At 62.3% G+C, this 26,057-nt stretch carries 25 protein-coding genes and 1 pseudogene; 10 read left to right on the forward strand and 16 right to left on the reverse strand.

The genetic code is table 11. The annotated features are described in order from the left end of the window. Positions 1–232: 232 nt before the first annotated feature. On the reverse strand, positions 233–424 hold the full coding sequence (locus tag QZ409_RS03835; RefSeq protein WP_296707257.1) for a hypothetical protein: 192 nt from the start codon (positions 422–424) through the stop codon (positions 233–235). Between the two features lie 504 nt (positions 425–928). Between QZ409_RS03835 and QZ409_RS03840 the strand changes: the two genes are divergently transcribed. Then, positions 929–1,144: a hypothetical protein gene (locus QZ409_RS03840; protein ID WP_296707258.1), complete on the forward strand. Its 216-nt coding sequence runs from the start codon at positions 929–931 to the stop codon at positions 1,142–1,144. Between the two features lie 39 nt (positions 1,145–1,183). Then, a complete protein-coding gene (locus tag QZ409_RS03845) occupies positions 1,184–2,404 on the forward strand; it encodes a serine hydrolase (RefSeq protein ID WP_296707259.1) in 1,221 nt (406 codons plus the stop codon). Between the two features lie 10 nt (positions 2,405–2,414). Here the strand turns inward: QZ409_RS03845 and QZ409_RS03850 are convergent, their stop codons facing one another. The 4 genes from QZ409_RS03850 to QZ409_RS03865 form a co-directional block, all read right to left on the reverse strand. Further along, positions 2,415–2,963 (reverse strand): hypothetical protein, encoded by a 549-nt coding sequence (locus QZ409_RS03850; RefSeq protein ID WP_296707260.1) that lies wholly within the window; start codon positions 2,961–2,963, stop codon positions 2,415–2,417. 149 nt (positions 2,964–3,112) lie between these two features. Beyond that, positions 3,113–3,604, reverse strand: a complete 492-nt coding sequence (locus QZ409_RS03855) for a heme-binding protein (protein ID WP_296707261.1) — start codon at positions 3,602–3,604, stop codon at positions 3,113–3,115. Between the two features lie 99 nt (positions 3,605–3,703). Then, complete coding sequence (locus QZ409_RS03860; RefSeq protein ID WP_296707262.1) at positions 3,704–4,138, reverse strand: Rrf2 family transcriptional regulator; 435 nt, start codon at positions 4,136–4,138, stop codon at positions 3,704–3,706. Beyond that, positions 4,080–4,400, reverse strand: coding sequence for a hypothetical protein (locus QZ409_RS03865; RefSeq protein ID WP_296707263.1), 321 nt, complete (start codon positions 4,398–4,400; stop codon positions 4,080–4,082). The genes QZ409_RS03860 and QZ409_RS03865 overlap by 59 nt, the downstream gene beginning before the upstream one ends. A gap of 58 nt (positions 4,401–4,458) precedes the next feature. On the opposite strand from QZ409_RS03865, the gene QZ409_RS03870 reads away from it, so the two are divergent. From QZ409_RS03870 to tolR, 3 genes are read left to right on the forward strand one after another with little or no spacing between them, the layout of a single operon-like run. Further along, positions 4,459–5,223 (forward strand): energy transducer TonB, encoded by a 765-nt coding sequence (locus QZ409_RS03870; RefSeq protein WP_296707264.1) that lies wholly within the window; start codon positions 4,459–4,461, stop codon positions 5,221–5,223. 59 nt (positions 5,224–5,282) lie between these two features. Further along, positions 5,283–6,023, forward strand: a complete 741-nt coding sequence (gene exbB / locus QZ409_RS03875) for a tonB-system energizer ExbB (protein ID WP_296707265.1) — start codon at positions 5,283–5,285, stop codon at positions 6,021–6,023. Next, positions 6,004–6,471: a protein TolR gene (gene tolR / locus QZ409_RS03880; protein WP_296707266.1), complete on the forward strand. Its 468-nt coding sequence runs from the start codon at positions 6,004–6,006 to the stop codon at positions 6,469–6,471. Before exbB ends, tolR begins: the two co-directional genes overlap by 20 nt. A gap of 71 nt (positions 6,472–6,542) precedes the next feature. On the opposite strand, the gene QZ409_RS03885 is transcribed toward tolR, so the two are convergent. From QZ409_RS03885 to QZ409_RS03895, 3 genes are all read right to left on the reverse strand, one after another. Beyond that, positions 6,543–7,151: a cupin domain-containing protein gene (locus QZ409_RS03885; RefSeq protein ID WP_296707267.1), complete on the reverse strand. Its 609-nt coding sequence runs from the start codon at positions 7,149–7,151 to the stop codon at positions 6,543–6,545. 81 nt (positions 7,152–7,232) lie between these two features. Continuing rightward, the gene (locus tag QZ409_RS03890; protein ID WP_296707268.1) at positions 7,233–7,895 is read right to left on the reverse strand and encodes a c-type cytochrome; all 663 of its coding nucleotides are present in this window, start codon (positions 7,893–7,895) and stop codon (positions 7,233–7,235) included. Positions 7,896–7,976: 81 nt separating this feature from the next. Further along, on the reverse strand, positions 7,977–10,586 hold the full coding sequence (locus QZ409_RS03895) for a TonB-dependent receptor (RefSeq protein ID WP_296707269.1): 2,610 nt from the start codon (positions 10,584–10,586) through the stop codon (positions 7,977–7,979). 528 nt (positions 10,587–11,114) lie between these two features. Between QZ409_RS03895 and QZ409_RS03900 the strand changes: the two genes are divergently transcribed. From QZ409_RS03900 to QZ409_RS03915, 4 genes are all read left to right on the forward strand, one after another. Further along, positions 11,115–13,808 carry a DUF1549 and DUF1553 domain-containing protein gene (locus QZ409_RS03900; protein WP_296707270.1) on the forward strand — a complete coding sequence of 898 codons (2,694 nt, stop codon included), beginning with the start codon at positions 11,115–11,117 and terminating at the stop codon, positions 13,806–13,808. 33 nt (positions 13,809–13,841) lie between these two features. After that, the gene (locus tag QZ409_RS03905; protein ID WP_296707271.1) at positions 13,842–15,281 is read left to right on the forward strand and encodes a DUF1501 domain-containing protein; all 1,440 of its coding nucleotides are present in this window, start codon (positions 13,842–13,844) and stop codon (positions 15,279–15,281) included. A 127-nt stretch (positions 15,282–15,408) separates the two neighbouring features. Then, entirely contained in the window at positions 15,409–15,804 is a 396-nt protein-coding gene (locus tag QZ409_RS03910) for a hypothetical protein (RefSeq protein ID WP_296707272.1), read from the forward strand. Positions 15,805–15,853: 49 nt separating this feature from the next. Next, entirely contained in the window at positions 15,854–16,603 is a 750-nt protein-coding gene (locus QZ409_RS03915) for an HAD family hydrolase (protein WP_296707273.1), read from the forward strand. On the opposite strand, the gene QZ409_RS03920 is transcribed toward QZ409_RS03915, so the two are convergent. The 7 genes and pseudogenes from QZ409_RS03920 to QZ409_RS03950 form a co-directional block, all read right to left on the reverse strand. Next, positions 16,560–17,306 carry a cytochrome b/b6 domain-containing protein gene (locus QZ409_RS03920; protein ID WP_296707274.1) on the reverse strand — a complete coding sequence of 249 codons (747 nt, stop codon included), beginning with the start codon at positions 17,304–17,306 and terminating at the stop codon, positions 16,560–16,562. The two genes, QZ409_RS03915 and QZ409_RS03920, sit on opposite strands and share 44 nt — an antisense overlap. 135 nt (positions 17,307–17,441) lie before the next feature. Then, the gene (locus QZ409_RS03925; RefSeq protein ID WP_296707275.1) at positions 17,442–17,987 is read right to left on the reverse strand and encodes a cytochrome c; all 546 of its coding nucleotides are present in this window, start codon (positions 17,985–17,987) and stop codon (positions 17,442–17,444) included. Positions 17,988–18,029: 42 nt separating this feature from the next. Next, positions 18,030–18,916 (reverse strand): annotated as a pseudogene (locus QZ409_RS03930) (dienelactone hydrolase family protein). Positions 18,917–18,962: 46 nt separating this feature from the next. Continuing rightward, entirely contained in the window at positions 18,963–19,442 is a 480-nt protein-coding gene (locus tag QZ409_RS03935) for a rhodanese-like domain-containing protein (protein WP_296707276.1), read from the reverse strand. Positions 19,443–19,559: 117 nt separating this feature from the next. After that, complete coding sequence (locus QZ409_RS03940; protein ID WP_296707277.1) at positions 19,560–20,111, reverse strand: peroxiredoxin; 552 nt, start codon at positions 20,109–20,111, stop codon at positions 19,560–19,562. 140 nt (positions 20,112–20,251) lie between these two features. Then, positions 20,252–20,779, reverse strand: coding sequence for a heme-binding protein (locus tag QZ409_RS03945; RefSeq protein WP_296707278.1), 528 nt, complete (start codon positions 20,777–20,779; stop codon positions 20,252–20,254). Positions 20,780–20,824: 45 nt separating this feature from the next. Then, a complete protein-coding gene (locus tag QZ409_RS03950) occupies positions 20,825–21,550 on the reverse strand; it encodes an outer membrane beta-barrel protein (RefSeq protein ID WP_296707279.1) in 726 nt (241 codons plus the stop codon). A gap of 466 nt (positions 21,551–22,016) precedes the next feature. On the opposite strand from QZ409_RS03950, the gene QZ409_RS03955 reads away from it, so the two are divergent. Continuing rightward, the gene (locus tag QZ409_RS03955; protein ID WP_296707280.1) at positions 22,017–22,877 is read left to right on the forward strand and encodes a tRNA nucleotidyltransferase; all 861 of its coding nucleotides are present in this window, start codon (positions 22,017–22,019) and stop codon (positions 22,875–22,877) included. On the opposite strand, the gene QZ409_RS03960 is transcribed toward QZ409_RS03955, so the two are convergent. Next, positions 22,874–26,050, reverse strand: coding sequence for a multidrug efflux RND transporter permease subunit (locus QZ409_RS03960; protein ID WP_296707281.1), 3,177 nt, complete (start codon positions 26,048–26,050; stop codon positions 22,874–22,876). The two genes, QZ409_RS03955 and QZ409_RS03960, sit on opposite strands and share 4 nt — an antisense overlap. Between the last annotated feature and the right edge of the window lie 7 nt (positions 26,051–26,057).

Consider the following 26,057-nt stretch of genomic DNA (forward strand, 5'->3'; position numbering starts at 1 on the left):
CAAGGTGCAGCGGAAAACCGCCGCGTTGGCTTTGTCAATCACGGCATGGACGAACACGTCCTGCCCGAACCAGGGGTGAAGCGCGTACAAGACCTTCCGGCTAACGGTCCCGTGGGTCTTCTCAAATCGGGTTGTACAATCGCCAGCGGCCTCACGCCGCCCATGGCGGGCAGCCGCCTGCCGTGGTTTATTGGAACGCCATTGAAACCGACCAGCAGGCCCAGCGAGTAGCTTAAATCACCCCGGAATTTGTCCAACCAATGGGGAGTAGCTCAAAGGCGGCCTGCGCCTGCACCGAGGTAGCGGTAATATCCTGGACTTCATTGACGATCTTGCTGGCGTTTCCCGCGAGCTTGCGTGCAAGTGACGCAGCCATTTCTAATTGGTTCTTGTAGACTGATTGGAGATCGTCATTCAGGGCCATGGAATCCTCCGCAAGTCGACGCGCACTGACCTGGGCCGCCGCGCCATGGAGTCCAACTAGCAGCCGCGCGGACATTGGGTAAGATCGCAATCACCCTTAAGGGTTTCTCCTTAGTCGGAACGCGGAGGACCGCCACAGCGCGCCGAGGCCTTTTCTCTCCGACATTCTCTCATGTCTTTTTCTTGGGCGCTTTGCGCAAATTCGGCAGCGCGGCAAGCGCTTATTCCGCTCATTCGGTTACGCCCGGAGCCGGGGCGGAAAGAATTTTCCGGCCCTGGCGACAAGATAAAAAGATTTGACCGGCGTTCGCCATTTTAAGCGTAGAAAATTGTTCAGGAAGAAAATAGTTCTATATCCGGCCATTGTTGCGTGTATTACAAATTAATTTCGAGAATTAATTCGCTGTTTCATTCTGTTTGACATTCATTCTATTTGGCGCAGGATTTACACCCGCATGTATCAGACTGGCGTGACACGCATCCTCATTTGAGCGAGGGCATCCAGATGATCGAGACCAGTTTTATTGAAATTGAAAACCACCCGGTCGGCATGATCGTAAGCGAGCGCGCGGGCTGCCGGTTTTATGGCGCGAGTCATATCTTCGATGCGATCGACGGCCAGTATTTTTCTTCCATCGATGCTGCGCAGGACGCTGCCGAACTCGTCGTCGCGTCGACTCGAGGGCATGTCGCGCCAGCCTCCGCTCGCGTCGCGGGCTGAGACGAGCGCAGGCGTGGCGTCCCGCCGAGGAGCATTCTCGTGAATAAGCCACTTGCGGCCAAGGCTGGCGCCTTCGCCCGGAGCCCTTCGCCCGCAGCGGCGCAATGTCCGGGCGGTTTTGCGGACGCCGGCCTTTTCCAGTTTCCGCAATTGCGCTGGGCCTTCAATCATGCGCGCGAACTGGGGCCGACAAAAGAGGTCGCGCGTGGCGATGGCCCGGTTGTTTCTTTGGAAAGCGCGCCGCGCCATCTGGGCGCGCTCACCTTTGTCAAAGGAGACGGCGAACGGCTGACGCTCTCGGAAAGCCTCACGCGAACCCATGCCGATGGCTTCATCGTGCTTCACAAAGGACGTCTCGTTCACGAGACCTATGCGGGCCAGGGCGCGGCGCATCGGCCGCATATCTGCATGTCGGTCACCAAATCCGTGGTTGGGACCATTGCGGCAACGCTCATCCATGAGGGCGCTCTCGATCCCGATGCGCTCGCGCCATATTATGTGCCGGAGCTTTCGCAGGGGGCCTATCGTGACGCGAGTCTGCGCCAGATCCTCGATATGCTGATCGGCGTCGCCTATCGCGAGGATTACGCCAATCCCGATGCCGAAATCTGGGATTATGCGCGGGCTGGCGGCCTGTTTCCGCGCCCAGAAAGCTACGACGGCCCGGAAGGATTCCGCGCCTATCTGACGGGGCTGCGCAAACAAGGCGAGCATGGCCGAGCCTTCGACTACAAGACCGTCAACACCGAGGTTCTCGGATGGATCTTGCAGCGCGTCACCGGTCAGTCTCTCGCCGATCTCGTTTCCGCGCGGATCTGGTCGCGGATCGGCGCCGAATCCGACGCTTTTTTTCTCGTCGATGGAACAGGCTCGGAAGCGGCGGGCTGCGGCTTTGCCGCGAGTTTGCGCGATCTCGCCCGCTTCGGCGAAATGATGCGCAACGACGGCGCCGCAAACGGGCGGCAGGTCGTGCCTGCTGCGGTTGTCGCCGACATTCGTCGGGGCGGCGACCGCACCCATTTCAAGGCGGCGGGCTATTCGACCCTGCCGGGATTTTCCTACCGCAACATGTGGTGGGCGACGCATGATGCGCATGACGCCTTTTTGGCGCGGGGCATTCACGGGCAGAGCCTCTATGTCGATCCCGTCGCCGAGGTCGTCATCGCGCGCTTTGCCAGCTTCCCGCTGGCGGCGAACCGGCACAATGATCCGCTGACCTTCCCGGCCTATCGCGCCATCATCGAAGCTCTGAGCGCATAGGCAAGCGGCGTCAGTTCTGCGCCTTGCGAACCCGCGCGCGCAGACGCGCCAGCATCCCCATCAGCCCGCCCTTGCCGGCGGCCGCGTCGATGCTGCGCCTGAGCGCCGAGAGGCGGGCGATGACCGCCGCCTTATATGGCGCGACGAAGTCGTGGGCCTTGTCGCGCCAATAGATCACGAAGGCGTAAAAGCGCGCGAACCAGCCGATTGTAAGCAGTTTTTCGCGCGTGAGATCGAAGATGAAGGCAATGAGGCCGAGACCGACGAATTTCAACACGATGAAGGCGAGGGCGCCTCGCAACAGGCGACCATGCGCGATCTGGTCCACCGCGACGATCTTCAGCGGCTCGATGACGGCAATGGGAATCAGGAACAGCAGCAGCGCGCCATAGGGCGGCAGGCGCTCGATCAAACGTGCGACGGTGTCCTTGAATTCCCGCCAGGGAATATGGCGGGCGGCCCATCGGCCAAGGAGGATCATCTTGTCCCACAGCCAGGCCTCGATGAGAAAGACGACCGCGGCGAAGGTCAACAGGGCGTGCTTGAGGCGATGGGCCATCTGGCTTTTGTTCCGATCGTTTCCGGCGCTTTATATCATCAAAGCGCTCGCGCCGCTTCGGATTCCGGCGCCTTTGGCGCAGCCCGGCGCGGCCGACGCCGCGCTCGGCCTTCAGAGCGCGGCCCCGCCCGCACGGGGGAGTCGGGAATTTACTTGAGCTGGTCGGCGACCTTTTCGATCCCCGCCTTGGCGCAGGCCTCGTCCTTTTCGCCGCCGGGCGCTCCGGAAACGCCGACGGCCCCGATCACTTCGTCGCCGATCTTGATCGGGAGCGCGCCCTGCGCGGCGATTACGCCAGCGAGATGGACGGCGCCGGTGGTTGGATTGTCCTTCACCCTCTGTGCGAAATCGCCTGAAGGCGAGCGGAAGGTCCGCGCCGTATAGGCCTTGCGCAGGCTGTTCTCGAAAGTGTGCGGCGAGGTTCCATCGCCCCGCAGGGCGGCGATCGACTGGCCTTCGTCGCCCACCACATGGATCGAGACGTGGTAGCCCTGTTGCAGACAGGTCTCATAGGCGGTTTGCGCGATCGTCGCCGCCAGCGCCGCCGGCAGGTATTTTTTGGCCGGCAATTCGGCCTGGGCGGGGAGTGCGAAAGCGGTCGCCAGCGCGGCGGCGGCGATGAGGCGGAATCCTGCTTGCATTTGAGTGCGATCCTCTTTTGAGTGCGGGCCTCTTGGGGAAAATCCGCACGCATTATAGAGGCTATAATAATATTATAAAGATAGGAATTATAGAAATATTCACCGCAAGGGCGCGGCGCCGCGTTGGCCGCGCGCCCGCATGGCGGCGATGGAGGTCCGGTCGAGAATCAGCGCCATCGAATCGCGGACGTCGAGCATGACGTCGCGCACCGCGCAGGCGTTTTCATCGGGGCAATCGTGGCAGGGGCGATAGGCGGTGCGACTCGCGCAGGCGATCGGCGCGAGCGGCCCGTCGAGGATTCGGATGATCTGGCCGGCAGTGATGGCGTCCGCGGGACGCGCCAGCTGATAGCCGCCGCCCTTGCCCTTCTTGCTGGAGAGTATGCCCGCCTTTGTCAGTTCAAGCAGAATCGCGTCCAGAAACTTGCGCGGAATGTTGTTTTGTTCGGCAATTGTCGCGGCCAGGCTGACGCCGTCATGGCCCGCGAGGTGTATCAGGGCCTTCAACCCATATTTCGCTTTGTTCGATAACATGGCGTTCCAGATCGGCGACAAGGGTTTCTGCGATCAAATCCGCGCCTGGGCAGTCGCGATTCTTGACCGGACGATTACCGCATAAATAGCCGCGCGGCGTCAAATTTTCCATTGCTCCCCGCAATAGAGAGAAAAATTCCCCGGAATCACGCGGTTTGATGAAGCGGCGACGCAAATGCGCTTTGGCTTTTTGCCCATTGTTCGCAGGCCCTGCTCGCGGGTTTTTGCGGCGCCTCAAAACGGCGTCGAAAATTCTTGCCATTAAATCCGATGGATTATATAGGTTATTAAACGCCCGCGCCTACATCACAGGTCCCGCGATGACAGCAGCCTTTGCGCCAACACTTTCGGCCCGGTCGGCCATTCCACAGACAGAAAGCTTTTCGGCGCCCTCCGGAGCGCAGAACCTGCTGACGCTCAAGAGCGCCCGCCAGAATTATATCGCCGAGGCCGTCGCCGTCGGGGTTTATGCCTTGATTCTGGCCGCGGCGCTGACCTATTCAACAACGCCCCAGCAGGCGCCGGCGGAAGAGCCGATGGAACTGGTGATGGAGGCGCCGCCGCCCGCGGTGGAAGAGCCGAAGCCGCCGGAGCCGGAGGCGATCAAGCCTCCGGAGCCCGAGGTCGAGGAGCCGCCGCCGCCGCCCCCGGCAGCCATCGAGCCGGCGGTCGCGCCGGTCGAACCGCCGAAGGCGATCGAGCCGCCGAAGCCCAAGCCGAAGCCCGTGGCCAAGCCGGTGGAGCACAAGGCTCCGGCAACGCCGCGTCCCGTCGCCGCCGCGCCTGTCCGCGCCGCGCCTGTTCCCGCTGGCGCGACGCCGTCGGCCATCGCCAACCAGATCCATATGCGCCTGGCGCGCGCGGCGGCCAACGCCTATCCGGAATCGCAGAAGCCGCGTTCGGCCCGCATTTCCTATCGGGTGATGGTGGACGCTTCCGGCCATATCACCTCCTTCAGCATAACGCCCTCCGGCAACCCGGCCTTTGACGGGGTCGCCTCGCGGCTCGGTGGGCGCATCGGCACGGTGGATCCGCCCGGCCGGCCGGCGGCCCTCTCGGGCGTCATCAATTTCGCCTATCGCTAATTCGACATCAGGCCGGGCGAGGACCCGGCTCCATCCAACACGCAATGCAAGGACCCGATATGAGCGATCCAGTTTCAAACGCCGCGGCGGGCGTGGCGCATAGCCTTTCCCCCGTCGATCTGTTTCTTCAGGCTGACACTGTGGTCAAAACGGTGATGGTGCTGCTGGTCCTGGCTTCCGCCTGGGGCTGGGCGGTGATCCTGGACAAGGAGATTCGCCTGAAGGTGCTGAATTCGCGCGCCAGCCGCCTCATCAACAGCATCCAGAAGGAATTGCCCTTGTCGCATCTGGCGGTGGATTTCGCACAGACTTCGCCCAGCGATCCGCTGGTGCAGGTCTACAAGGCAGCCGCTGACGAATATACCCGCTCCGCCGATCTGATCGCCACGGAAGCGCAGCGCGACGCGGTGCAGGAGCGTGTGCATCGCGCCGCCAACCTCGCCAGCGCCTCGGCGCTCGGCCATTTGCAATCGCGGCTCGGCAGTCTGGCGACCATTGGCGCCGTTTCGCCCTTCGTCGGCCTGTTCGGCACGGTCTGGGGCATCATGACCTCGTTCCAGGGCATCGCGGCGTCTAACAATACAAGTCTGGCGGTTGTGGCGCCCGGCATCGCGGAAGCCCTTTTCGCGACGGCGCTCGGCCTGGTGGCGGCCATTCCAGCGGTGGTTTTCTACAACCGTATCGGCACCGACATTTCCAATTACGCCAAGAAGGTTTCGAGCTTCATCGGCGTGTTCGAAATCGAATTGTCCCGTCAGCTGTCGAAGAAAGGGGAGCGCAATGGCCTTCGCGTTGCGTAATCAGGACGGCGGGGGCGATGTCGCGCCGATGGCCGACATGAATGTGACGCCGCTGGTCGACGTCATGCTGGTCCTGTTGATTGTTTTCATGGTCGCGGCGCCCTTGATGGCGGTGGGCGTGCCGGTCGACCTGCCGAAGGCGCAGGCCAAGCAGCTCAATGACCAGAAGCCGCCGATCGTCGTCAGCATCGATGCGACCGGCTCCTTCTTCATCGACCAGACGGCGATCGACAGCGACAAACTGCTGCCGACGCTGACGTCCAATTCCGAGAACGACAAGGAGCGCCGCATCCATGTGCGCGGCGATCGCAACATCAATTACGGCAAGGTCATGGAAGTCATGGGCCTGATCAACAGCGCCGGCTTCACCAAGGTGGCGCTGGTGTCGGAGGCGCCGGGACAATCGGCTCCGGCCGCGGCTTCGGCGGTAGCCGCCCCGGCGAAATGAACTTGCGTTGCAAATGAAAAAAGCCGGAGGCCCGAACCTCCGGCTTTTTTATGCGTTCTTCGCGGCGGGCGTCAGAGGCCGCGCGGGTCCTCATAGGCGAGGACGAGATGCGCGCGAACGGGCGCGTCGCCGATATTCTGATAGGAATGCGGCACGTCGGCGTCGAAATGAATGGCGTCGCCGGCCCCGAGGCGATAGGCCGGCTCCCGGCCCGTCACGATTTCCAGCGTGCCGCTCACCACCAGAAGATTCTCGGACGTTCCCGGCGCATGCGCCTGAGACTGTTCCAGATGGCCGGGCGCGATCACGAGCTCGTAAATCTCGACGCGCGGTTGAAGGCCGAACGCCGTCAGGGCGCGCGACTGGAACGCGCCGCCGCTCGACACCAACACATTGTCGTCGGACCGGCGGATGATCGCGGCGCCGCCGCGTCGCGGCGTGGCGATCAGGCTGCCGAAGGGGACATCGAGCGCGTTGGCGATCTTCCAGAGCACATCGATGCTCGGCGCGCGCTGGCCATTGGCGACGGCGTCCAGATGGTGGCGTTCAACACCGGTAAGATCGGCCAGCTTTGCAAGGTTGACGCCGTCCAGTCTGGTTTTCGCGCGCAGGCGGGCTGCGATCACCAGGGTGAGATCCTGCTCGGTGACGGGCGGACCTTCGGCATGTTTCGCGTTCATCGCGGGAGACTCCACAGATTAATTTATAAAAACTATAGAAACAATGTAATATAAAGGTCAAGCGCGGTTGTGCTCATAGTTTCAACGATTTGTCCGCTGGCCAGCCAGGAATCTGGCGAGCTGTTCGATCTCGGCGTCGGAAAGCTTTCTAGCGACCTCATTCATCACTCCGCCGGGGCTGTTTTCGCGCTCGCCGACTTTCCACAGATGGAGCTGGCTGGTCAGGTAGAGTTGGCGCTGACCGCCAATGATAGGGGCGGGGGCCTTGTTGTCGGCGCCGATCTCGCCGGACCCATTTTCGCCGGTTCCGTTCTCGCCATGGCAGCCTTGGCAGGCGGGCAGGCCGCGCGCGTAATCGCCGCTTTCATAAAGCGTCCGGCCCGAGGCGCTGAATTCGGCCTCTTCGGCGTCCCAGCGCGGGGCGGCGGAGAAAAACGCGGCTATATCGGCGATATCCTGCTGCGACAAGCCGCTGGCCATGGCGGTCATGATCTCGCTCTTGCGTGCACCGGATTGGAAATCGTTCAGCTGCTTGCGCAGATAGGCGCTGAGTTGCCCGGCCAGTTTCGGATAATGCTCGGAAGTGCTGATCCCTGCCTCGCCGTGACATTCTTGGCACTGCTCGGCCTTCGAGCGAATATTGCCGCGCGCCGCATCGCCGGCAATCGTCTCCCCGCGAGCGGAAGAGGCAAGGACGGCCGCCGCGAGCAGCAGGGTGGGAAGATGAAATGTTTCGCGCCGCACGGTTGGTCTTCTTCGCCCTGACGTCGGAAAGAAACGGCGCCCGGGGAGACCGGGCGCCGGATCAGCAGGTTAGGCGTGGTTTCAGAGCTTGGTGCGCAGAGTGACGCCAATCGTCAGCGGCTCGATATAGGAGACGCCGCCCAGGCTCACGCTGGTCGACAGGCTTTGGGTGCTAAGCGCCTGCTTGTTGAACAGGTTTTTCGCCCAGATAGCCAGGTCATATGCGTCATTTGGCGTCTTCAGTCCGAAGCCAAGGCTGGTGATCCCATAGGCGCTCTGCGACAGCACGTAATTGGTATAGGCCGAGCTAAGCGAGAACTGCGTCGCGCTTTTGAAGAACTCGTTGGCGTAGATATAGCCTTTCAACTCCGTGCCGAAATAGCTCCCCAGATGGTGCTCGTAACTGAAGCCCAACGTGAACGAGATTGGCGTCACGTTGGGAATGCGCGTGCCGCCCGAAAGGTTGAGCTGCGCAGTCGGGTAGGCGGCGGCGTAGTCGGCTGGCGGTGCGGCGTTGGGGAAGTCCATGTACCACGCGCCATTATAGGCGCCGGCAAAGTTGATCCAGAAATTCTCGAAGGGCGAATAGCGTCCATCGAGTTCGAAGCCTGCCAGACGCACATACGGGATATTGCCGAGGTAGGATTTGTTGATGGTGTTCAGATTGCCGGAGGTGTCGGTATAAGTATACCAGCGCGCCAGCGTGGCCTGGAAGTTGGTGATGTCGTTCAGGTAGATGTTGGCGTTGACCTGCAGCCTGTTATCAAACCAGTTCGATTTGAAGCCGAGCTCGTAGTCGAGAGCGACCTCGGGCTTTGTGATGATTGGCATGCCGCCGACCACGGGAAAGACCTTGTTGGCGGCGGAAAGGCTCGCGCTCTGATAGTAGATCGGCACAGCCGCCGTATTGGCCGCGCCGGATTTCACGCCGCGCGCGACATTCACATAAGCGGTGATGTTGTCATTGAATTTGTAGGACGGGTTGATCAGGAACGAGATCGAATCCGTATCCTGCTTGTCTTCTTGATAGAAATTCGTGCCGCCAATTGACGAGATGACGTAATTGGTTCGGACGTTTGTCAGGTTGGCCGGAAGCGTAGCGCCGCCGAAATAATAGCCGCGATCGGAGGCTGTGCGCTCTTCGTAGGAGTTGCGGACGCCAAGTGTCAGATTGGCGTGCTCATCGAAGTGATAATTTCCCTGAAGGAAGCCTGCGAGCGTGGTGATTCCCGCCGTGCCGTAGAGATTGGCTTCGACGCCGTTCAGGATGGAGGAGGAATTGAGGCCCTTGTTGGTGGTGTTCCTCTGCAGCAGGCCGACCGCGTCAGACCCATATTGCTGGCGATTATTCGAGGTGATCGACTCTTTCAGGAAATAAAACCCGCCCGTCCATTCGAAAGTGCCGCCCGTCGGCGACGACAGCCGTAATTCCTGCGAATATTGGTTCGCGCCGACGTCATAGCCGCTGATGTTGTTGATGTAGTTATAGAGGCCGTAATTGCCGTCGCTGTTGTTCGGGTGGAAGTCGAAGTGGCGGAAGGCGGAAACGGACGTAAAGGTCAGGTCGCCGATCTGCGCATCGAGCTGGTTCGAGAAGCCATCTGTGTGCGTGATGATGCTGCCAATATTGGTATAGACCGTCGCGAAAGGCTGGGCGGCGATGCGCGACGCATATTGTGGATAGAGCCAGGCAAGCGCCTGGTTGGGATTGTTGAACGTCTTGGCCACGCCGCTAGGGTTGGTGGCGGTGATGGAGCGGGACTGCCCATTGAAATTTTTGGTCCAGCCGTCGTTCCAGGTTCCGTTGCTGTTATTGGTTTCGTTGGTGGCGAAATGCTCGTAGATCAGACGATCGGTGAAATTGTCGAAAGTCCCGAGCAATTGCGCGCGGACGCCCCAGCGGTTGGTGTCCTGGCCCTTGAGGTTGGTGTTGCCATATAGGTTAGGCAGCCAGCCGTCCTGTTTCGCGCCAAAAACCGAGACGCGATAGGCGATCTTGTCGGGAATGAGCGGGCCGGTGGTCGTGAAGGTTTCCTCGGCCAGGCGACGGCTGCCGAAGGTGGTTTCGGTCGTCGTCTGCGGCGTGAAGCTCGGCGTGTTGGTGTTGATGATCACGGCGCCCGTGGTCGTGTTTTTGCCCAGCAGGGTGCCTTGCGGTCCGCGCGCGACCTGCACCGAATTGATGTCGTAGAGCGTCAGCCAGGAAAAGCCGATATAGGTATAGAACACATTGTCGACGATCAGGCCGACGTCGCCCTCTGAGCCGTCCGCGCCGCCTGAAATGCCGGTGATGCCGCGCAAGCCGTTGGCGCTGGTGCGGGGGTTTGTCACGCTTGGCGTGAAACTCGGAACGCGCTGGACGATATCCGACCATTTCTCGATATGCTGAGTGTCGATGGTCTTTTCGCCGATCGCGGAAATGGGCAGCGGCACGTCCTGCGCCTTTTCGGCGCGATCGCGCGCGGTGATCGTCACCTCTTCGATGACCGCCGAGGTTGGATTGATCGTCGCGCCGGGCGCCGCTGGCGCGGCCGCCGCGGCGGCGGCCGGCTCGGGTTGCGCCGTTTGCGCATGGGCCGCGAACGCCAATCCTAAAGCCGGAAGCGCGGCGACTCCGCCAAGAAAGGCGATGGGAAACGCCCGGACGCCAGACAACAGAGCCTGTCGCCGCCGAGCTAAGCAATTACGCATTCTGACCCCCAGATTTCAATACGCCAGCCAATGGCCCCTGAGGGCGCGTCGGAGCGCCGGTTGGGCATTGGATATTTTTCCTATCAACATAGTATGATTTTGGTTCAGACTCTGAGTCAACCAATGATGACTAAAAAATGGCGCAAATATTTTGCGTCGCCATTTTGCGTTGCGGGAAGGCAACAGCGCGCCCGCTCGCCGGAAGGCGTGATTCAGCGGTAGGAATGCTCATATTTTTAACGAAAGGTCGGGATTTCACGCGTCTTTTCATAGGGGTTAAGCGGGGGGCGTGCACGCGCAGGACATCCAATTTGGGCCTTGCCATGGCCGTCGCGTCCGGCCGCAACCGCCGGAGGCATCGACGAATCTCATTTCCTGGCGCGAAGCCCGATTGTCAAAAACGAAAAATGAAAGTATTCCTATCGTGATAATAGGATTCTGAGCCGGTATCCGAGCAAGCGGCGACGGCGGAGATAGTTCCGGCGCGCGCCTGCCGAACGCGATTTTTGATGAGGTGAGATACAGCCTATGAAAACGAACAGAGTGAAAGCCTTGGGGATCGTCCTGCTCAGCTTCACATCGCTCACGCCATTGTGGGCGGTTGAGAAGTCGGCCTTCGCGCAAGCCGCTCCTCCGCCAGCCGCCGCGCTAACGCCAGAGCAGGTCGCCGCCGAGGCGCGCGCGGCCTCCATCAAGGCGCTCGCCGCTTCCGCAGAGGCGCTGAACGCTTTGGCCCGAGCCTTGACCGCCTTGCCGGCGCCGGTCGCGCAGGCCGATTCATCCGCCGTTGCGACGGCGCCGAAGCCTTCCGCTGCGGCATCAGCCCCGGCTTCCGGCGCCGCCGCGCTGCTCGCCGCCTCAAGGGGCGCGCCGTCCGCCACCCCGCCTGGTTCTTCTCCCGCCGCCGCTCCCGCGAGCGTCGCCTCCGCTCCTGCTGCGCCAGCCGCCTCCGCTTCTGCTGCGCCAACCGCCTCCGCTTCTGCGCCAGCCGTCGTAGCGGCCGCTCCGGCTCCCGCCGCGCCGCACTGGTCCACAGTGCCAGTGGTGGCGCCCGCGGCGCCGCAGGTCGCGCAAAAGGATTGGGTTCGCAATCCGATCGACGCTTTCGTTCTCGCCAAGATCGAAGCGAAAGGCCTCAAGCCTTCGCGCGAATCGGACCGGGCAGCCTTTATCCGTCGCGCGACCCTCGACGTCTGGGGCTTGATTCCTTCGCCCGAAGATGTCGCGGCCTTTGTGAACGACAAGTCGCCGGACGCCTATGAGAAGCTGGCGGATCGCCTGCTCGCCTCGCCGCATTACGGCGAGCGTCAGGCGCGGCGCTGGCTCGACCTCGCGCGCTATGCCGACAGCGCCGGCTTCCAGGGCGATGCGACGCGCGAAAACTACTATCGCTACCGCGATTACGTGATCAACGCCTTCAATTCGGACAAGCCCTATGACCTGTTCATCAAGGAGCAGTTGGCGGGCGACGAATTATTCCCCGGCGATCAGAACGCCCATATCGCCACCGGCTTCCTGACGGGCTATCCGGACAATCCCAATTCGCGCGATCTGGTGCAGAGGAAATACCAGATCACCACCGACATGGTCGATACGGTGGGCTCTTCGATTCTCGGTTCGACGATTGGCTGCGCGCGCTGCCATAATCACAAGACCGACAAATTCACGATGAAGGACTATTATTCGCTCCAGGCCTTCTTCGCGAACACCAGCACGACCGAGGATTTTCCAGTCCAGAAGGGCAGGGCGGAAGAAGCCTATCTGAAGAACCTGCAGAAATATCTGGATAGCGTGAAGGAGCTTCAGGACCGGCGCGCGGCCCTGCTGGCCCCGGTCAAGGAAGTGGCGCTCAAATATCACAAGGAGCGCTATCTGACGGACAGCCGCGAAGCTGTCTTCAAGCCCGAGAAGGATTGGAACCCGCTCGACCGCTGGGTGAACCACCGCCTCGTGAATCACAATGTCACCAATGACGACATCATCGGCGCGGCGTATCTGCGCTATGCGTCCGAGGACAAGGAAGCGCCCGGCTACGGCCCCGAAGCCAAGGCGCGCTGGGAAGAATATCAGCGGCTCACGACGGAGTTCAGGAAGGCCGACAACCAGAAGCCCGCCAAGGGCTCGGTGACCTTCACCGCCGTCGAAGAGCTTGGCCACGCCGACTCGCCGCCGACCTTCATCTTCGCGGGCGGCAGCCATGAAAAGCCGACCGACGAAGTTCAGCCGGCCTTTCCGGCCGCGCTGACTGACAAGGCGCCGTTCATCACGCCGACCGCCACTTCGTCCGGACGCCGTTCGGCTTTGGCGAACTGGGTCGCCAGCAGGGAAAATCCGCTGACCTCCCGCGTCTACGCCAACCGCGTCTGGAGCCAGTATTTCTCCTATGGCATCGTCCGCACGGTGAGTGATTTCGGCAAGGCGGGCGATCGTCCGACCAATCCGGAACTGCTCGATTATCTGGCGGATTCCTTCGCCGGAAATGGCTGGAGCGTGAAGGCGTTGCATCGCCAGATCCTGCTGTCCAACACCTATCGCCAGTCTTCCGAGCCCCGCGAGGAAGTGGCGAAGGCCGATCCCGACAACAAGCTTCTGGCGGTGTTCCCGCGCCAGCGCCTTGAGGCCGAGGAAATCCGCGACGCGCTGCTCGTTGCGTCCGGCAAGCTGGAGGATCGCGTCGGCGGCCCGAGCGTGTTCCCTCCCGTCCCGGCAAATCTTGGCGCCGGTCAGGCCTGGCAGGTGTCTAAGGATCCCAAGGATTGGTATCGCCGCAGCGTCTACATCTTCACGCGCCGCAGCGTTCCCTATCCGCTGCTCGAAGCCTTCAACGCGCCAAACACACAGCAGGTCCACAGCACCCGCGAAGTGACGACGACCCCGTTGCAGGCGCTGGCGCTGATCAATGACGACGCGGTGTTCCAGCTGACGCAGGCGATCGCCGGCCGCGTGATCCAGGAAGCGGGACCGGACGAGACGGCGCAGTTCAACCGCCTCTTCCAGATTCTGTTCAGCCGCGATGCCGACGATTACGAGAAGGCGGCTCTGACCCGCTTCCTTGACGATCATCAGAAGGTCATCACCAGAAGAATCTTCGACGGCAAGTTCTCGCTCGCCCAGCCGATCGCGCTGAAGGAAGACGAGAACCCCAATCCCATCCGCGCGGCGGCTTTCGTGGATCTCGTCCACACCGTCGTGAATTCCAACGACTTCGTCTACCGCTTCTGATTTTCCGCAAATTCGAGAACAAGGACTGCCCAGATGACCAATCAATCAAGACGCCAGATGCTGTTTCGGACCGGCTTCGGACTCGGGGGCCTCACCCTCAGCTCGATGATGCCGGGCGGCGGCATTTTCGCCGCCAGCGCCGCCTCGCTGGTCGATCCGCTCGCCCCGAAGGACCCCCATTTCGCCGCCAAGGCGAAATCGGTGATCTGGCTGCACATGGATGGCGCGCCGAGCACGCTCGACCTGTTCGACTACAAGCCGGAATTGATCCGCCTCGCCGGTCAGGAAGTGCCGGCTTCCTTCCTGCAGGGCATCAAGACCTCGACCCAGGGCGGCGTCGGCAAGCTCTACGCCTCGAACCGCAGCTGGAAACAATATGGCCAGAGCGGCGCCTGGTTCTCCGACCTGTTGCCGAACATCGCCCAGCACGCCGACAAGATTGCCTTCATCAAGAACAGCAAGACGGTCGGCGCGACGCATGACATTTCGATCCTGAAACTCAACACCGGCGATGTGCAGCCGGGCCGCCCCTCGCTCGGCGCCTGGGTCGCCTATGCGCTCGGCGCGGCCAATCCCGATCTGCCCGGCTATGTCGTGCTCTATGACGGCAATCGCGAGCCGACCGGCGGCTCCGTCAACTGGAGCTCCGGCTTCCTGCCGGCGGTCTATCAGGGCACCGCGTTCCGTCCCGGCGATTCGCCCATCATCGATCTCGAACATCCTGAACTGGTCTCGGACCCGCAGCAGCGCGAGGAGCTGAACCTGCTGAAGGCGCTGAACGATCATCGCTCGGCCCTGCGTCCCGAGGACACCGAACTTCAGGCCCGCGCGCGCTCCTATGAACTCGCCTATCGCATGGAGAAATCGGCGCCGGAAGCGATTGACCTGGCCAAGGAGAACGACGCGACCAAGGAGCTTTACGGCCTCAACGACAATGCCACGAAGGGTTATGGAACGAACCTGCTGCGCGCCCGCCGCCTTGTCGAACGCGGCGTCCGCTTCATCCAGGTGGTGTCGGGCCCTGTAGCCGATACTGGCGGCGTGGATCGCAACTGGGACGCCCATTCGGCGCTCGAAAAGAACCATGGCGCGCATACGCGAAAGGTGGACAAGCCCATCGCCGGCCTGCTGCAGGACCTGAAGGACCGCGGCCTGCTCGACACCACGCTGGTGGTCTGGACCTCGGAATTCGGCCGCACTTCTTACGGCCAGTCCGGAGACGGGCGCGACCATAATCCCTGGGGCTACACGCAGTGGCTCGCGGGCGGCGGTTCGAAGGCCGGCTATACCCATGGCGCGACCGACGAGATCGGCCTGCGTTCGATCGGGACCGGTGTCGACACCTATGACCTCCACGCCACGGTTCTCAACCTGTTGGGCCTCGACCACCTCAAGGTGACCTATCTCCGTGGCGGCCGCCGCGAGCGCCCGACCGTCGTCTATGGCGACGTCGTGCGTGAGCTGATCGCCTGAGAAAATTAGCGCCGAAACCAAGGCCGCCTGGAAGGTCATCCTTCCAGGCGTTTCTTCGCCTGGCGTCCTGCCGGGAGCGAACGCAATTCACAGACGGGAAATCAAGGCTCAAATGCGGAAAATGCTGATGCTTTCGACGCTGGCCGCGATGATCGGCGCAGCGCCGGTTCTGGCCCAACGCGTCACGATCGATCTCAAGGATTACGACGACGATCTGATGCACGATATCGACCGCGCGCTCAAAAATTTTGAGCCGGATATCTCCGGGCAGAACGCCGAGGCGGCGCGCGACGATGTCGCGGAATTGCGCCGTGGCTTCACCTATACCGAAGATTATTTCACGAAGAAGGGCAACACGCCCGACGCGGTCGAGATCTCGCGGCAGGGGTTGCAATTGCTCGAAGCCGTGGTGAAGGATCTGGACGCGCAGAATTTCGATTCCGCCGCCGAAACCGCCCGCGACGTCTCGAAAGCGTGCCGGAGCTGCCACGACACCTATAAGCCCGACAAGGCGCGGTTCTAGCGCCATGCCGCTTGGGCCTGATGCGCGCCCGGGGCGCCCGACCGTCGTTTTGTTCGACCTTGACGACACCCTGCTCGACCATGGGAAGGCGATGCGTCAGGCGGTCGATCATGTCCACGCGGCCTTTCGGCTCGCCGCCTCGCTCGACGAGTTCCACCGGAATTGGTCCGACGCGTCAGAGCGTCACTACAGCCGCTACCTCGCCGGGGAAATCAGTTTCGCGGAGCAAAGGCGCGCCCGGGTGCGCGACGCCGTCGGGCAGGGGCTGAGCGTTGGTGCGGTCGATGAAATTCTTGGGCAATTCATTGCGGAATATGAGCGCCGCTGGATTTTGTTCGACGACGTCTTGCCCTGTCTCCAATCCTTGTCAGGCTTTCGCCTGGGGCTGCTGTCGAACGGCGCCGCCCGGGAGCAAAGGCGCAAGCTGGCGTCGCTGGGCCTGCTGTCGTGTTTTGAAATCGTCCTGACCTCGGAAGAGGCGGGCGCCGCCAAGCCGGACGCGGCGATTTTCCTGCGCGCCTGCGAGGCCTTGGGTGTCGCGCCCGCCGAGGCTATCTATGTCGGCGATCGCTGTGATCTGGACGCCGTCGCGGCCCGTCGCGCGGGGCTGGATGGCGTGTGGCTGAACCGACGCCGCAAGGGGCATCCGCTCGCCGCGACTGTCAACGCCATCGCCGGGCTCGACGAACTGGCGCCGCTGCTTAGAGAGCGGGCGCGAAAAATCATTGGCGCGTTGAAATTGAACCGGCGCGCTCTCAGAATTCCGCCGCGTCCGCCGCCGCCGAGGGGGCGTGGGTGACGATGACCACGAGAATGGCGGCCAAACCCACAACCAGCAAAACCGCAAGCCAGGTCCGCGACCCCCGGATCGCTTCCCCGGAGGGCACGACGTGTTGCGGCTTGCGCCCCGTGATCATGGCGCGCGCCAGATTTTCATTCTTGAAAATCTTGTGGCCGATCACCGCCAGAACATGCAGCGCCACGGCGCCCGCCAGCCAGTAGAACAGCTTGCGGTGGATCGAGGTCGCCTCAAGGCTGAAATCCTTCGTGACATACCCCACGAGCGGCCCGACGTTGAAAATCTCGTCATTGCCGAACAGACCCAGCACGGCCTGCGCCGCCAGCGCGCCAAGCAGCGTGAGCACCATCAGCGCGCCCAGCGGATTATGGCCGGGATAATGGGCGTCCTTGCCCGCCGCCAGATCGCGCACATAGGCCAGGGTTTCCGAGGGGCCGCGTAAAAAATTCCGGAACAGCGCGTGGCGCGTGCCGACGAGGCCCCAGACGATGCGAAACGCGACCAGCACGATGACGGCGTAGCCGGACCAGACATGATATTTGAAATAAGCGACGCCCAGCCTGTTGGTCACGAAAGCCGTCACGATGGCGGCGACGAGCGACCAGTGAAAAATCCGCACCGGCAGATCCCAAACCTGCCGCTCCGCCACGGCGGGCTCCTGCGCGGTCGAGACGGAGTTCAGGGATTCTTCATAGGAGGTCATGGACGTCGCGCTTGCGCTTGGGTTGGAAGGTCTTGGGTTTGAGAGATCCGGACGGGCGCGCCCGTGGGGCGATACAGTTGCGCCCGTCCGAGGCCGGGCCCAGCGCGGGAGGACGCCGGGCGCGGGGAGGCCGCCTTATTTCAGCTTGAACTCGTCGTGGCAGGACTTGCAGTCCTGTGCGACCGCGCCGAGCGCGGTCTTGAACGAATCCGTCAGGCCCTTGTCCTTTTCGTTGATGTCGGACAGCGCGACCAGATGGTCCTGAAAATCCTTCAGGCTCTTCTGGAATTCAGCGTGCTTGGTCCAGACTTCCGGCTTGGCCTTGGTGTCCGGCTCGCCGATGTTCGAGTTTTCAGGGAAAGCCTCGTTCAGCAGGCCGGACAGGAACAGGACGCGGGTGATGCGCTTGTTGACTTCGGCGGCGTCATAGGGGCCGCCGTCCTTCAGGATCGCGCCGAGCGGACGGAAATTCGCGCCGATCAGCTTGAAAATGGATTTGCGGACATCGGCGGCCTGGCGGGCGGCGTTAGCGCCGCCGGCGGCAGGGGCAGGCGCCGCCGCAGGGGCGGGGGCCGGTGCGGGCGCGTTCTGGGCCTCCGCGACCAGCGCGCCGCAGGCGCTCGTAGCGAGCGCCAAGCCTAAAATGGCGGCGCGGCGCCGCTTCGACACATGCGAGATCATCTTTAGAAAACTCCTTCGATTGTGGTTTGATCTGTTTCGATTTCAGCCGCGCAAAACGCGGTTGAAGAGAGCAAGGGTTCGCTCCCAGGCCAATTTGGCGGCCGCCTCGTCGAAACGCGGGGTGGTGTCGTTGTTGAAGCCGTGCTCGACGCCGGGATAGATGTAGGCCTGATATTTGACGCCGGCCTTTTCCAGCGCGGCCTCATAGGCGGGCCAGCCAGCGTTGATGCGCTCATCCTTGCCCGCGAATTGCAGAGCCAACTCGGCCTTGATGTCGGCGACCTTGTCGAGCTGCGGCGCCGCTCCATAGAAGGGAACGCCAGCGGCGAGCGTCGGCAGGCTGACCGCCAGGAAATTGACGATCCCGCCGCCGTAGCAGAAGCCGACCGCGCCCAGCTTGCCATTGCCGTCGGGCAGGGCGCGCGCGAAATTGGCGGCGGCGATGAAGTCCTCGCGGGTCTTGGTTTGGTCGAGCTTGGTGAAAAGCTCGCGCGCGGCGTCCTCATTGCCGGGATATCCGCCCAGCGGGAAGAGGGCGTCGGGCGCGAAGGCGATGAAATTATCGACCGCGAGCCGCCGCGCGATATCCTCGATATGCGGATTGAGGCCGCGATTCTCGTGGATGACGAGGACGACCGGGAGCTTGCCTTCCGCCTTGGCGGGGCGCGCCAGAAGCCCACGCACCTTGCCGAAACCAGGGGCGATTCGATCTCGACGAATTCGGTCTTGATGCGGGGATCCGTCGGCGCGATTTTCTGCGCGGCGGCGAAGCGCGGGTTCAGCGCGTCGAGCAATTCGATGGCGGTGGCCCCGCTGAGCGCCGCATAGGTCGACGCGCCCTTCAGAAAGCCGCGCCGGGACGTCAGCCCATGCACATATTTGTCGAAAAGCCGCAGCACCTCGGGATGGAAATCGGTGGCCTGCGTCAGTTTCTTCTTGTCGTTCATTTTGGCGTCTCCGGCGCTTTCGCCGCGATCAGGGTTTGGGCGCGGCGGGAGCGGTCTGGACAGCGGCTTCGCGCGGCGGCGGCGCGACGATCTTCACGATGGTCCCGCCTTCCTGCTCGTAAACCTGGGAGCCGACGGCGCCGACGACCTTGAAGCCCTTCTCGCTCAGCAGGTCGCCCGCTTTTCCAGCGCGGCCCGCATGGTTGGAGACCGTGACGATGGGGCGATCCTTCGGGATGAAGGCAAGGTTCTTTTCCAGCTCGTCGATCTGGACATTCAGATAGACGGGGAAGGTGCCGATCTTGGAGATCTCGTCGGGACGGCGCAGATCGATGAACAGGACGTGGCTGGGATCGGCGAGCAGGCCGTCGATGGCGGCGCGATGCAGCTCGGGCGTCTTGTAATTATAGACAAACGCGGCCCGCGCAGGCGCCGCCGCCGGCGTCTGGGCCAGGGCGGGAGCGGCGAAGGTTGCGGAGAGGAGAAGAAGCGGCAAAATCTTGCGCATGAGGGTTCCTGGATTAGGTAAGATTTACATAAAGCCTATCGACTAAATAGTATTATGTCGGGACTTTTGCCTGCGCGCAACCCCGCACGGCGCGAAAATCGCGACATGCCCGCAAAGTCAGGGCTTGTGCTGTTCGCGCCACTGGCGCACGGCCGCCAGGGTGTTTTCGATATGCTTTTCGGGCGCGGAATCCTGATAGGCGTAGATGATCTTGCCATCGGGCGCGATCACATAGGAGATCCGGTCGGCGACCATGGCGCCGGAGGCGCTGGGCTTGGTGCGCAGGGCGTCATAGGAGCGAATGACGGCGGCGTCGGGATCGGCGGCGACCGGGAATTTGTCGCGGCACTCTTTCGAGGAAAAGTCGATCTGGGTTTCGATGGTGTCGGACGACAGGCCGATCAGCGATGCGCCCGCCGCGGCGAAGTTCTCGGCGTTCTCGGCGAAATCATGCGCCTCGATGGTGCAGCCCTTGGTGAAGGACTTCGGGTAGAAATAAAGGACCACGGGGCCCTTTTTCAGCGCCTCCGACAGCCTGAAGGTGAAGCTCTTGCCGGCTAACGCCGCCTGCAAGGTGAAGTCCGGAGCGGGGTCGCCATCCTTGAGCGCCGCGAGGGCGGCGGTGGAAAGCAGGGCGCAAAACAAGGCGCCAGCGAAAAGGGGTTTCATGGCTCGCTCCGTTGACATTCAGATAACAGCAGATGGGCGGGATGTTGGGGCGCTTCAATGGCGATGGGAAAAATGCGCAATCCGGCGCTGCGCCCCCGTTTGAAAGGCGCGACGCCGGGCTGCCAGGGGGCGGCTTTTTCCTATTTCAAGCGCGCCTGAATCTTCTCCACGCCTGCCTTGGCGTAGGCCTCGTCCTTGTCCGAGCCTCGCGCGCCGCCGACGCCGATGACGCCGATCACCTCGTCATTGACCTTGATGAGCACGGCTCCCGCGCGCGCCAGATAGTTCGGGTTGGCGGCGATTTTGTCGGCGAGATCCTTATTGGTTTTCACCTCTTCCGCCAGCTGGCCCGACGGCTCCTTGAAGGCGAGCGCGGCCTGCGCTTTGAAATTACTATTCTGTACGGCGCGAGGCCCAGTGCCGTCGGACACCAGCACCGCCTTGAGGACTCCGGCGGAATCGATCACGCTGACGGCGATCTTCTGGTCCGCCGCCTTGGCGGCCTCCAGCGCCGTTTGAGCGGCTTCAATGGCGAGATCGAGCGCCGGTCCGCGCGCGGGCGGCGGTGGCGGGTTTTGCGGCGCCCCGACCGGGGCGGGCGCGCCCTGCGCAAGCGCGGCGCCGGCGGAAGCCAAAAAGAACAGAAGGGAAGGGCTAAGCTTTTTCATTTTTCGTTTCTCGGGAGTTGCGGAGGTTTGACGAAATTGGTCACGTCAATATTTCGCGGCGGCGACAGTGGTTTCCGCAGCTCCAAATTTATAGGTAATGCCGGCCCGGACGACGCTGGTGCTGTAGCTTTCCGAAAAAACCTTGGGGGAGTTCAGCAGGTTGTTCGTGTTGCTGGCGAAGTTGTAATAGCGATATTCAAGTCGCGCGGACCATTTATTGTTGATCGCATATTCAACGCCGGCGCCGACGTCATAACCATTGATCGCGTTGGAAACCCCGGCGACCTGAGTGCCGGCGACGTTCAAGGCGGTGTTGTTGGCGAGGAAGGCATAGCCGCCGATGGCATAGACCAGATAATTCTTGACGGCGTAGCCCAGCCGTCCGTCGGCGGAGGCAAGCCAGTCATGATAGGATCTAACGGTAAAGGCTTTCGGAGCGTAAGGTACGGAGCTGCTCAGATTTCCCTCGACGCTCAGGAAATCGAACGATCCCTGTACGCCGAAAACGAGCGAATTAACCTGGTAATTATAGCCAAAATGGGCGCCGCCAATGAAGCCGTCATTGCGCCAGCTCGAGCTATAGGCGGCCGAGGGCAGGTTGAAATCGGTCGAGCCAAATGCGCCGCCCGCCTGTGCGCCGCCATAGGGGCCGGTCCAGTTGACGGACTCCGGCGCGAAGGCGGGAGGGGCTTTCTGCGCAGGCAGATCAGCCGCGGCGGCGGCGCCCGTCAGCGCGGAGAAGGCCAGAAGGAAAAGCGTGAATTTGCGCATGGTTTGTGTTCCTGAATTGAACTCTCTCGCGGAGGCGGACATTGTTTTTTGCTGACGCCGGCCCGCCGGGTCGGGCGGATCGGCGGCGGTCTTGGGAGCGACCATCGAAGAGCGCGCCGGTGTCTTTGGTAGCCTGAATTAAAACATATAAATCCTATCAAGATAATATATTTATATGCAAGCGATTATCGTTGCGTGGCGCCGGATATGCAAAAATTTCGGGGCGATCGGCTGCTCGGCGCGCTTCGCCCCTGCAGGAGGTTCGGGCGAGCCCCGCCGCAGGCGATCTTCACACCGGTCTGGCGCGGGCGCGCTTTACGTTCCGCGAGGGGAGGCTGGAGAAAGGCCTGTCGGGATCGAGGTCTTTGGCAGGACAATTGCTTGCGTCGTTCAAATGCGCAAACCTCGCGGTTTGCGCTCCGATCCGATGCTGTCGGATTGGAACAGGCTCCAGAGGCTGTTCGCCATGGTTGAAAAATCTTCGCCCTTCCTGACGGGTTTCGCGCAAATCCACCCGGCGCTTGGCATATTGCGTCACGCCGCGCTGCTCGCAGAAGCCGACGCCGCGCCGGATGACGAAGAGTTGGACCTGCTCTACCAGCAGGCCGACGCCGGCTTTCTCCTTGATACGGAGCCGGCAGACATCTGGCCCGAACTCGCGCGTGGCCTGATGGGGCGTGCGCCATCGAAAATGCTGGCCAATCTGCGGGAATGCCGGGCGCTGGAGCAAATCCTGCCCGAGGTCGAGGATTTGTTCGGCGTCCCGCTGCTCTCGGACGAGCCGGCCGAAGTAGACCTTGGCGATCACGTGCTGAAATCGCTCGACGAGGCGGCGAGCGCCGGCGCTGGACTGAGCGTGCGCTTCGCGCTGCTGACCATGCATGTCGGCAAATCGGATTCGCCGCGCGAACATCTGCCTATTCATTACAAGCATATCGAGCGGGCCCGCCCGCGCATCGAAGCCATCGCGGCGCGCTTCGACGTCGCGCCCGAATGTCGCGATCTTGCGCTACAGGCTCTGGCCGAATGCGAGAGGGTCCATCGCGTCTCGAAGATGCGCGCCGGGCCGGTCGCCCTCATGCTGGAACGGCTGGGCGCCTTCGACACGCCGGAGATATTCGCGCATCTGTTGGCGGTCTGCGCCTGTGATTTCCGCGCCTTTCCAGGGCGCTCGGGCTTGCCTTATCCCAAGGCGGAGTTGTTGGAGTTGGCGCTCGGCGCCTGCGCGGATATCGCTCCCGGCGCGTCCGAGGCCGTACAGGAAGCCCGCGCTATGGCAATCGCGCGGGCGTTCCGTTCGTTGCGATGGGAAGACGAGGCCGATTAGGCTTCTTTCGGCGCCGGCTCGGGGGAGGCGGGCTGCGCGCCCTTCTTCTTCGCCTTGCGCAATTCCTCGAAACGCTGCAGCACGGCGAAGAAGGACGGCACAAACAATACGGCCAGACAGGTCGAGGCGATCATGCCGCTGAACACGCTGATGCCGAGCGAGCGTCGGGCGTTGGCGCCCGCGCCAGTGGCGAGCACCAGAGGCAGCACGCCGAGGATAAAGGCGAAGGACGTCATCAGAATTGGGCGAAAGCGAACCCGCGAGGCCTCGGTCGCCGCGTCGGCAATGGCCATGCCTTTGAAGACGCGGTTTTCGCGCGCGACTTCGACGATCAGGATGCCGTTCTTCGCCGAAAGCGCGATCAGCAGCATCAGGCCGATCTGGGTGTAGAGATTATTGGCGGCGCCCAGACTCGTTAGCGCGACGACCGGGCCGAGTAGGGCCAGCGGCACGGCGGAAAGAACCGCCAGTGGCAGGATCCAGCTTTCATATTGGCCCGCGAGCACGAGATAGACCAGCAGGATCGACAGGCCGAAAACATAGTAGAGCTGGTTGCCGGTGATTTTTTCCTGATAGGACATCGCTGTCCATTCGAATGTGACATCCTTGGGCAGCACGCGCTTGGCGATGGCCTCCATGGCGTCGAGCGACTGTCCCGAGCTGTAACCGCGCGCCGATCCGCCGACGATGGTCGAGGACGGATAGAGATTATAGAGGGTGTCGAGCGCCGGCGCGACCGCTTCGCCGAGATGGGCGACCGCGCCGAGCGGAACCATATTGCCATCCTGACTGCGCACGTACAGATTCATCAGATCGTCCGGACGCAGGCGGAATTGCGAATCCGCTTGGACATAAATCTGCAGCGAGAGGCCGTATTTATTGAACTGGTTGACATAGGTCGAGCCGACATAATCGGTGAGGGTCGCAAAGACGTCGCCGACGGAGACGCGCAAGGCCTGCGCGCGGTCGCGGTCCACGGTGAGCGTCACGCGCGGCGCGTCGTTGCGGAAGGTGGTGAGGACATTCTGCACGGAGGGCTCTTTCTTCGCCTCCGAAACGATCTGATTCGTCAGGTCGCCGAGCTTCTGGTAATCCGTGCTGCCGCCGAGCAGTTCGAGCTGCATCTGGAAACCGCCGGCGTTGCCGATGCCCTGGATCGCGGGCGGGGGCAGGACATGGGCCATTCCGTCTGGCAGGCTCGCGAGCGCGTTCGACAGGGCCTTGTAGATCGAGAGCAGGTCCTGGTCCTTGGCCTTCAGGCGTTCGTCGAAGGGCTTGAGCATGACCCAGGCCGCGCCCGCGTTGAACAGATCGGCGCTATTGTCGAGCAGAGACATGCCGGAAATGCTGATGACGCGATCGACGCCGGGGATTTCCAGCGCCGCCGCCGCGGTCTTCTTCAGCGATTCCGTGGTGCGGCCCATCGCGGCGCCTTCGGGAAGCTGGAGCGCGACCATGAGATAGCCCTGGTCGTCGATCGGAATGAAGGCGGTCGGAAGACGGGCGATGCCCCAGATCCCGAGACCGGACACGATCAGCGCAATCACGACCATCAGCCCGCAGCGGTGAACCATGCGGCTGATGAAATTGGCGTAGCCGCGCTCCATCGGATCATAGATCTTGTTGAAGGCGCGGAAGAAGAAGTTGCGCTGTTCCGGCGGCGTCGGCGGGCGCAGCCAGAGCGCGCATTGGGTGGGTTTCAGGGTCGCGGCGTTGAGCGCGCTGATCAGCGCGGTCACGGCGATCACCAGCGCGAATTGTGCGAACATGTTGCCGGTGAGGCCGGGAACGAAGGCGGCCGGAAGAAACACGGCCATCAGCACCAGCGTGATACCGATGATCGGCCCGAATAATTCGTCCATCGCCTTGATCGCGGCGTCGTGTCCGGACAGGCCCCGTTCGATATATTTCGTCACGCCTTCGACGATGACGATGGCGTCGTCGACCACGATGCCAATCGCCAGCACGATGCCGAACAGGGTTGAGAGATTGATGCTGAATCCCAGCGCGGCCATGCCCGCGAAGGCGCCGATGATCGTCACCGGGACCGTGGTCGCGGGCACCAGCGTCGCGCGGAAATTCTGCAGGAAGACGAGAATGACGACCAGGACGAGGAGGCCGGCTTCATAAAGCGTGCGATAGACCTCGGAAATCGAATCCTGGACGAAAACCGTGGTGTCGTAAGGGACGGCATATTGCAGGCCGTCGGGGAAGCGCGTGGCCATCTCGGCCATCAGCTTCTTGACTTCCTGCCCGACCTGAAGGGAGTTCGAATCCGGCGTCTGATAGATGCCAATGCCGGCCGCCGCCTTGCCGTTGACGCGGAAATCCTGTGAATAGGTCTGCGAGCCGAGTTCGATCCGCGCGACATCTCTCAAATGGATCAGCCGGCCGCCCTGTGCGGTCTGGTCCTTGATGACGATGCTGGCGAATTCCTCCGGCTCGTTCAGCCGCGATTTCACATCGATCGTATATTGGAAGGCGACGTCGCCCGGCGCGGGCGGCGTGCCGGTCTGGCCGGCGGCGATGTTCTGGTTCTGCTCGCGGATTGCGCGGATGACGTCCTTCGGCTCCATCCCGAAGCTTTGCAGCTTGCCGGGGTCCATCCAGATGCGCATGGAATAATTGCCGGCGCCGAAGACCTTGACGGCGCCGACGCCGGGCAGGCGCGCGAGCGCGTCGACCAGATTGATGGTCGCGTAATTGCTCATGTAGAGCGCGTCATATTTGTCGTCGGGCGATTGCAGCGTCACGATCTGCAAGATCGCAGTGTTCTTCTTCTGGACGCTGACGCCCTGCGACTGCACCGGCTGCGGCAGCGAGGCCAGCGCCAGCTGGACGCGGTTCTGCACCAGCACCTGGTCGATATTCGGATCCGTGCCGATCTCGAAGGTGACGGTCAGGCTATAGGTGCCGTCCGGCGCGCTGGTCGACTGCATGTAGAGCATGCGGTCGACGCCATTGACCTGCGTCTCAATCGGCAGGGCGACCGTGTTGAGCACGGTCTGGGCGCTGGCGCCGGGATAGCTCGCCGTGACCGCCACGGTGGGCGGCACGACATTGGGATATTCGGAAACGGGCAGGCGGAACAGCGACACCGCGCCGATGAGGACGAGCACGATTGCCAGCACATTGGCCAGCACCGGACGCTCGATGAAGAATTTGGACATCATCGGCTGG

It is taken from the genome of Rhodoblastus sp., assembly GCF_019449565.1.
Lineage (GTDB): Bacteria > Pseudomonadota > Alphaproteobacteria > Rhizobiales > Beijerinckiaceae > Rhodoblastus.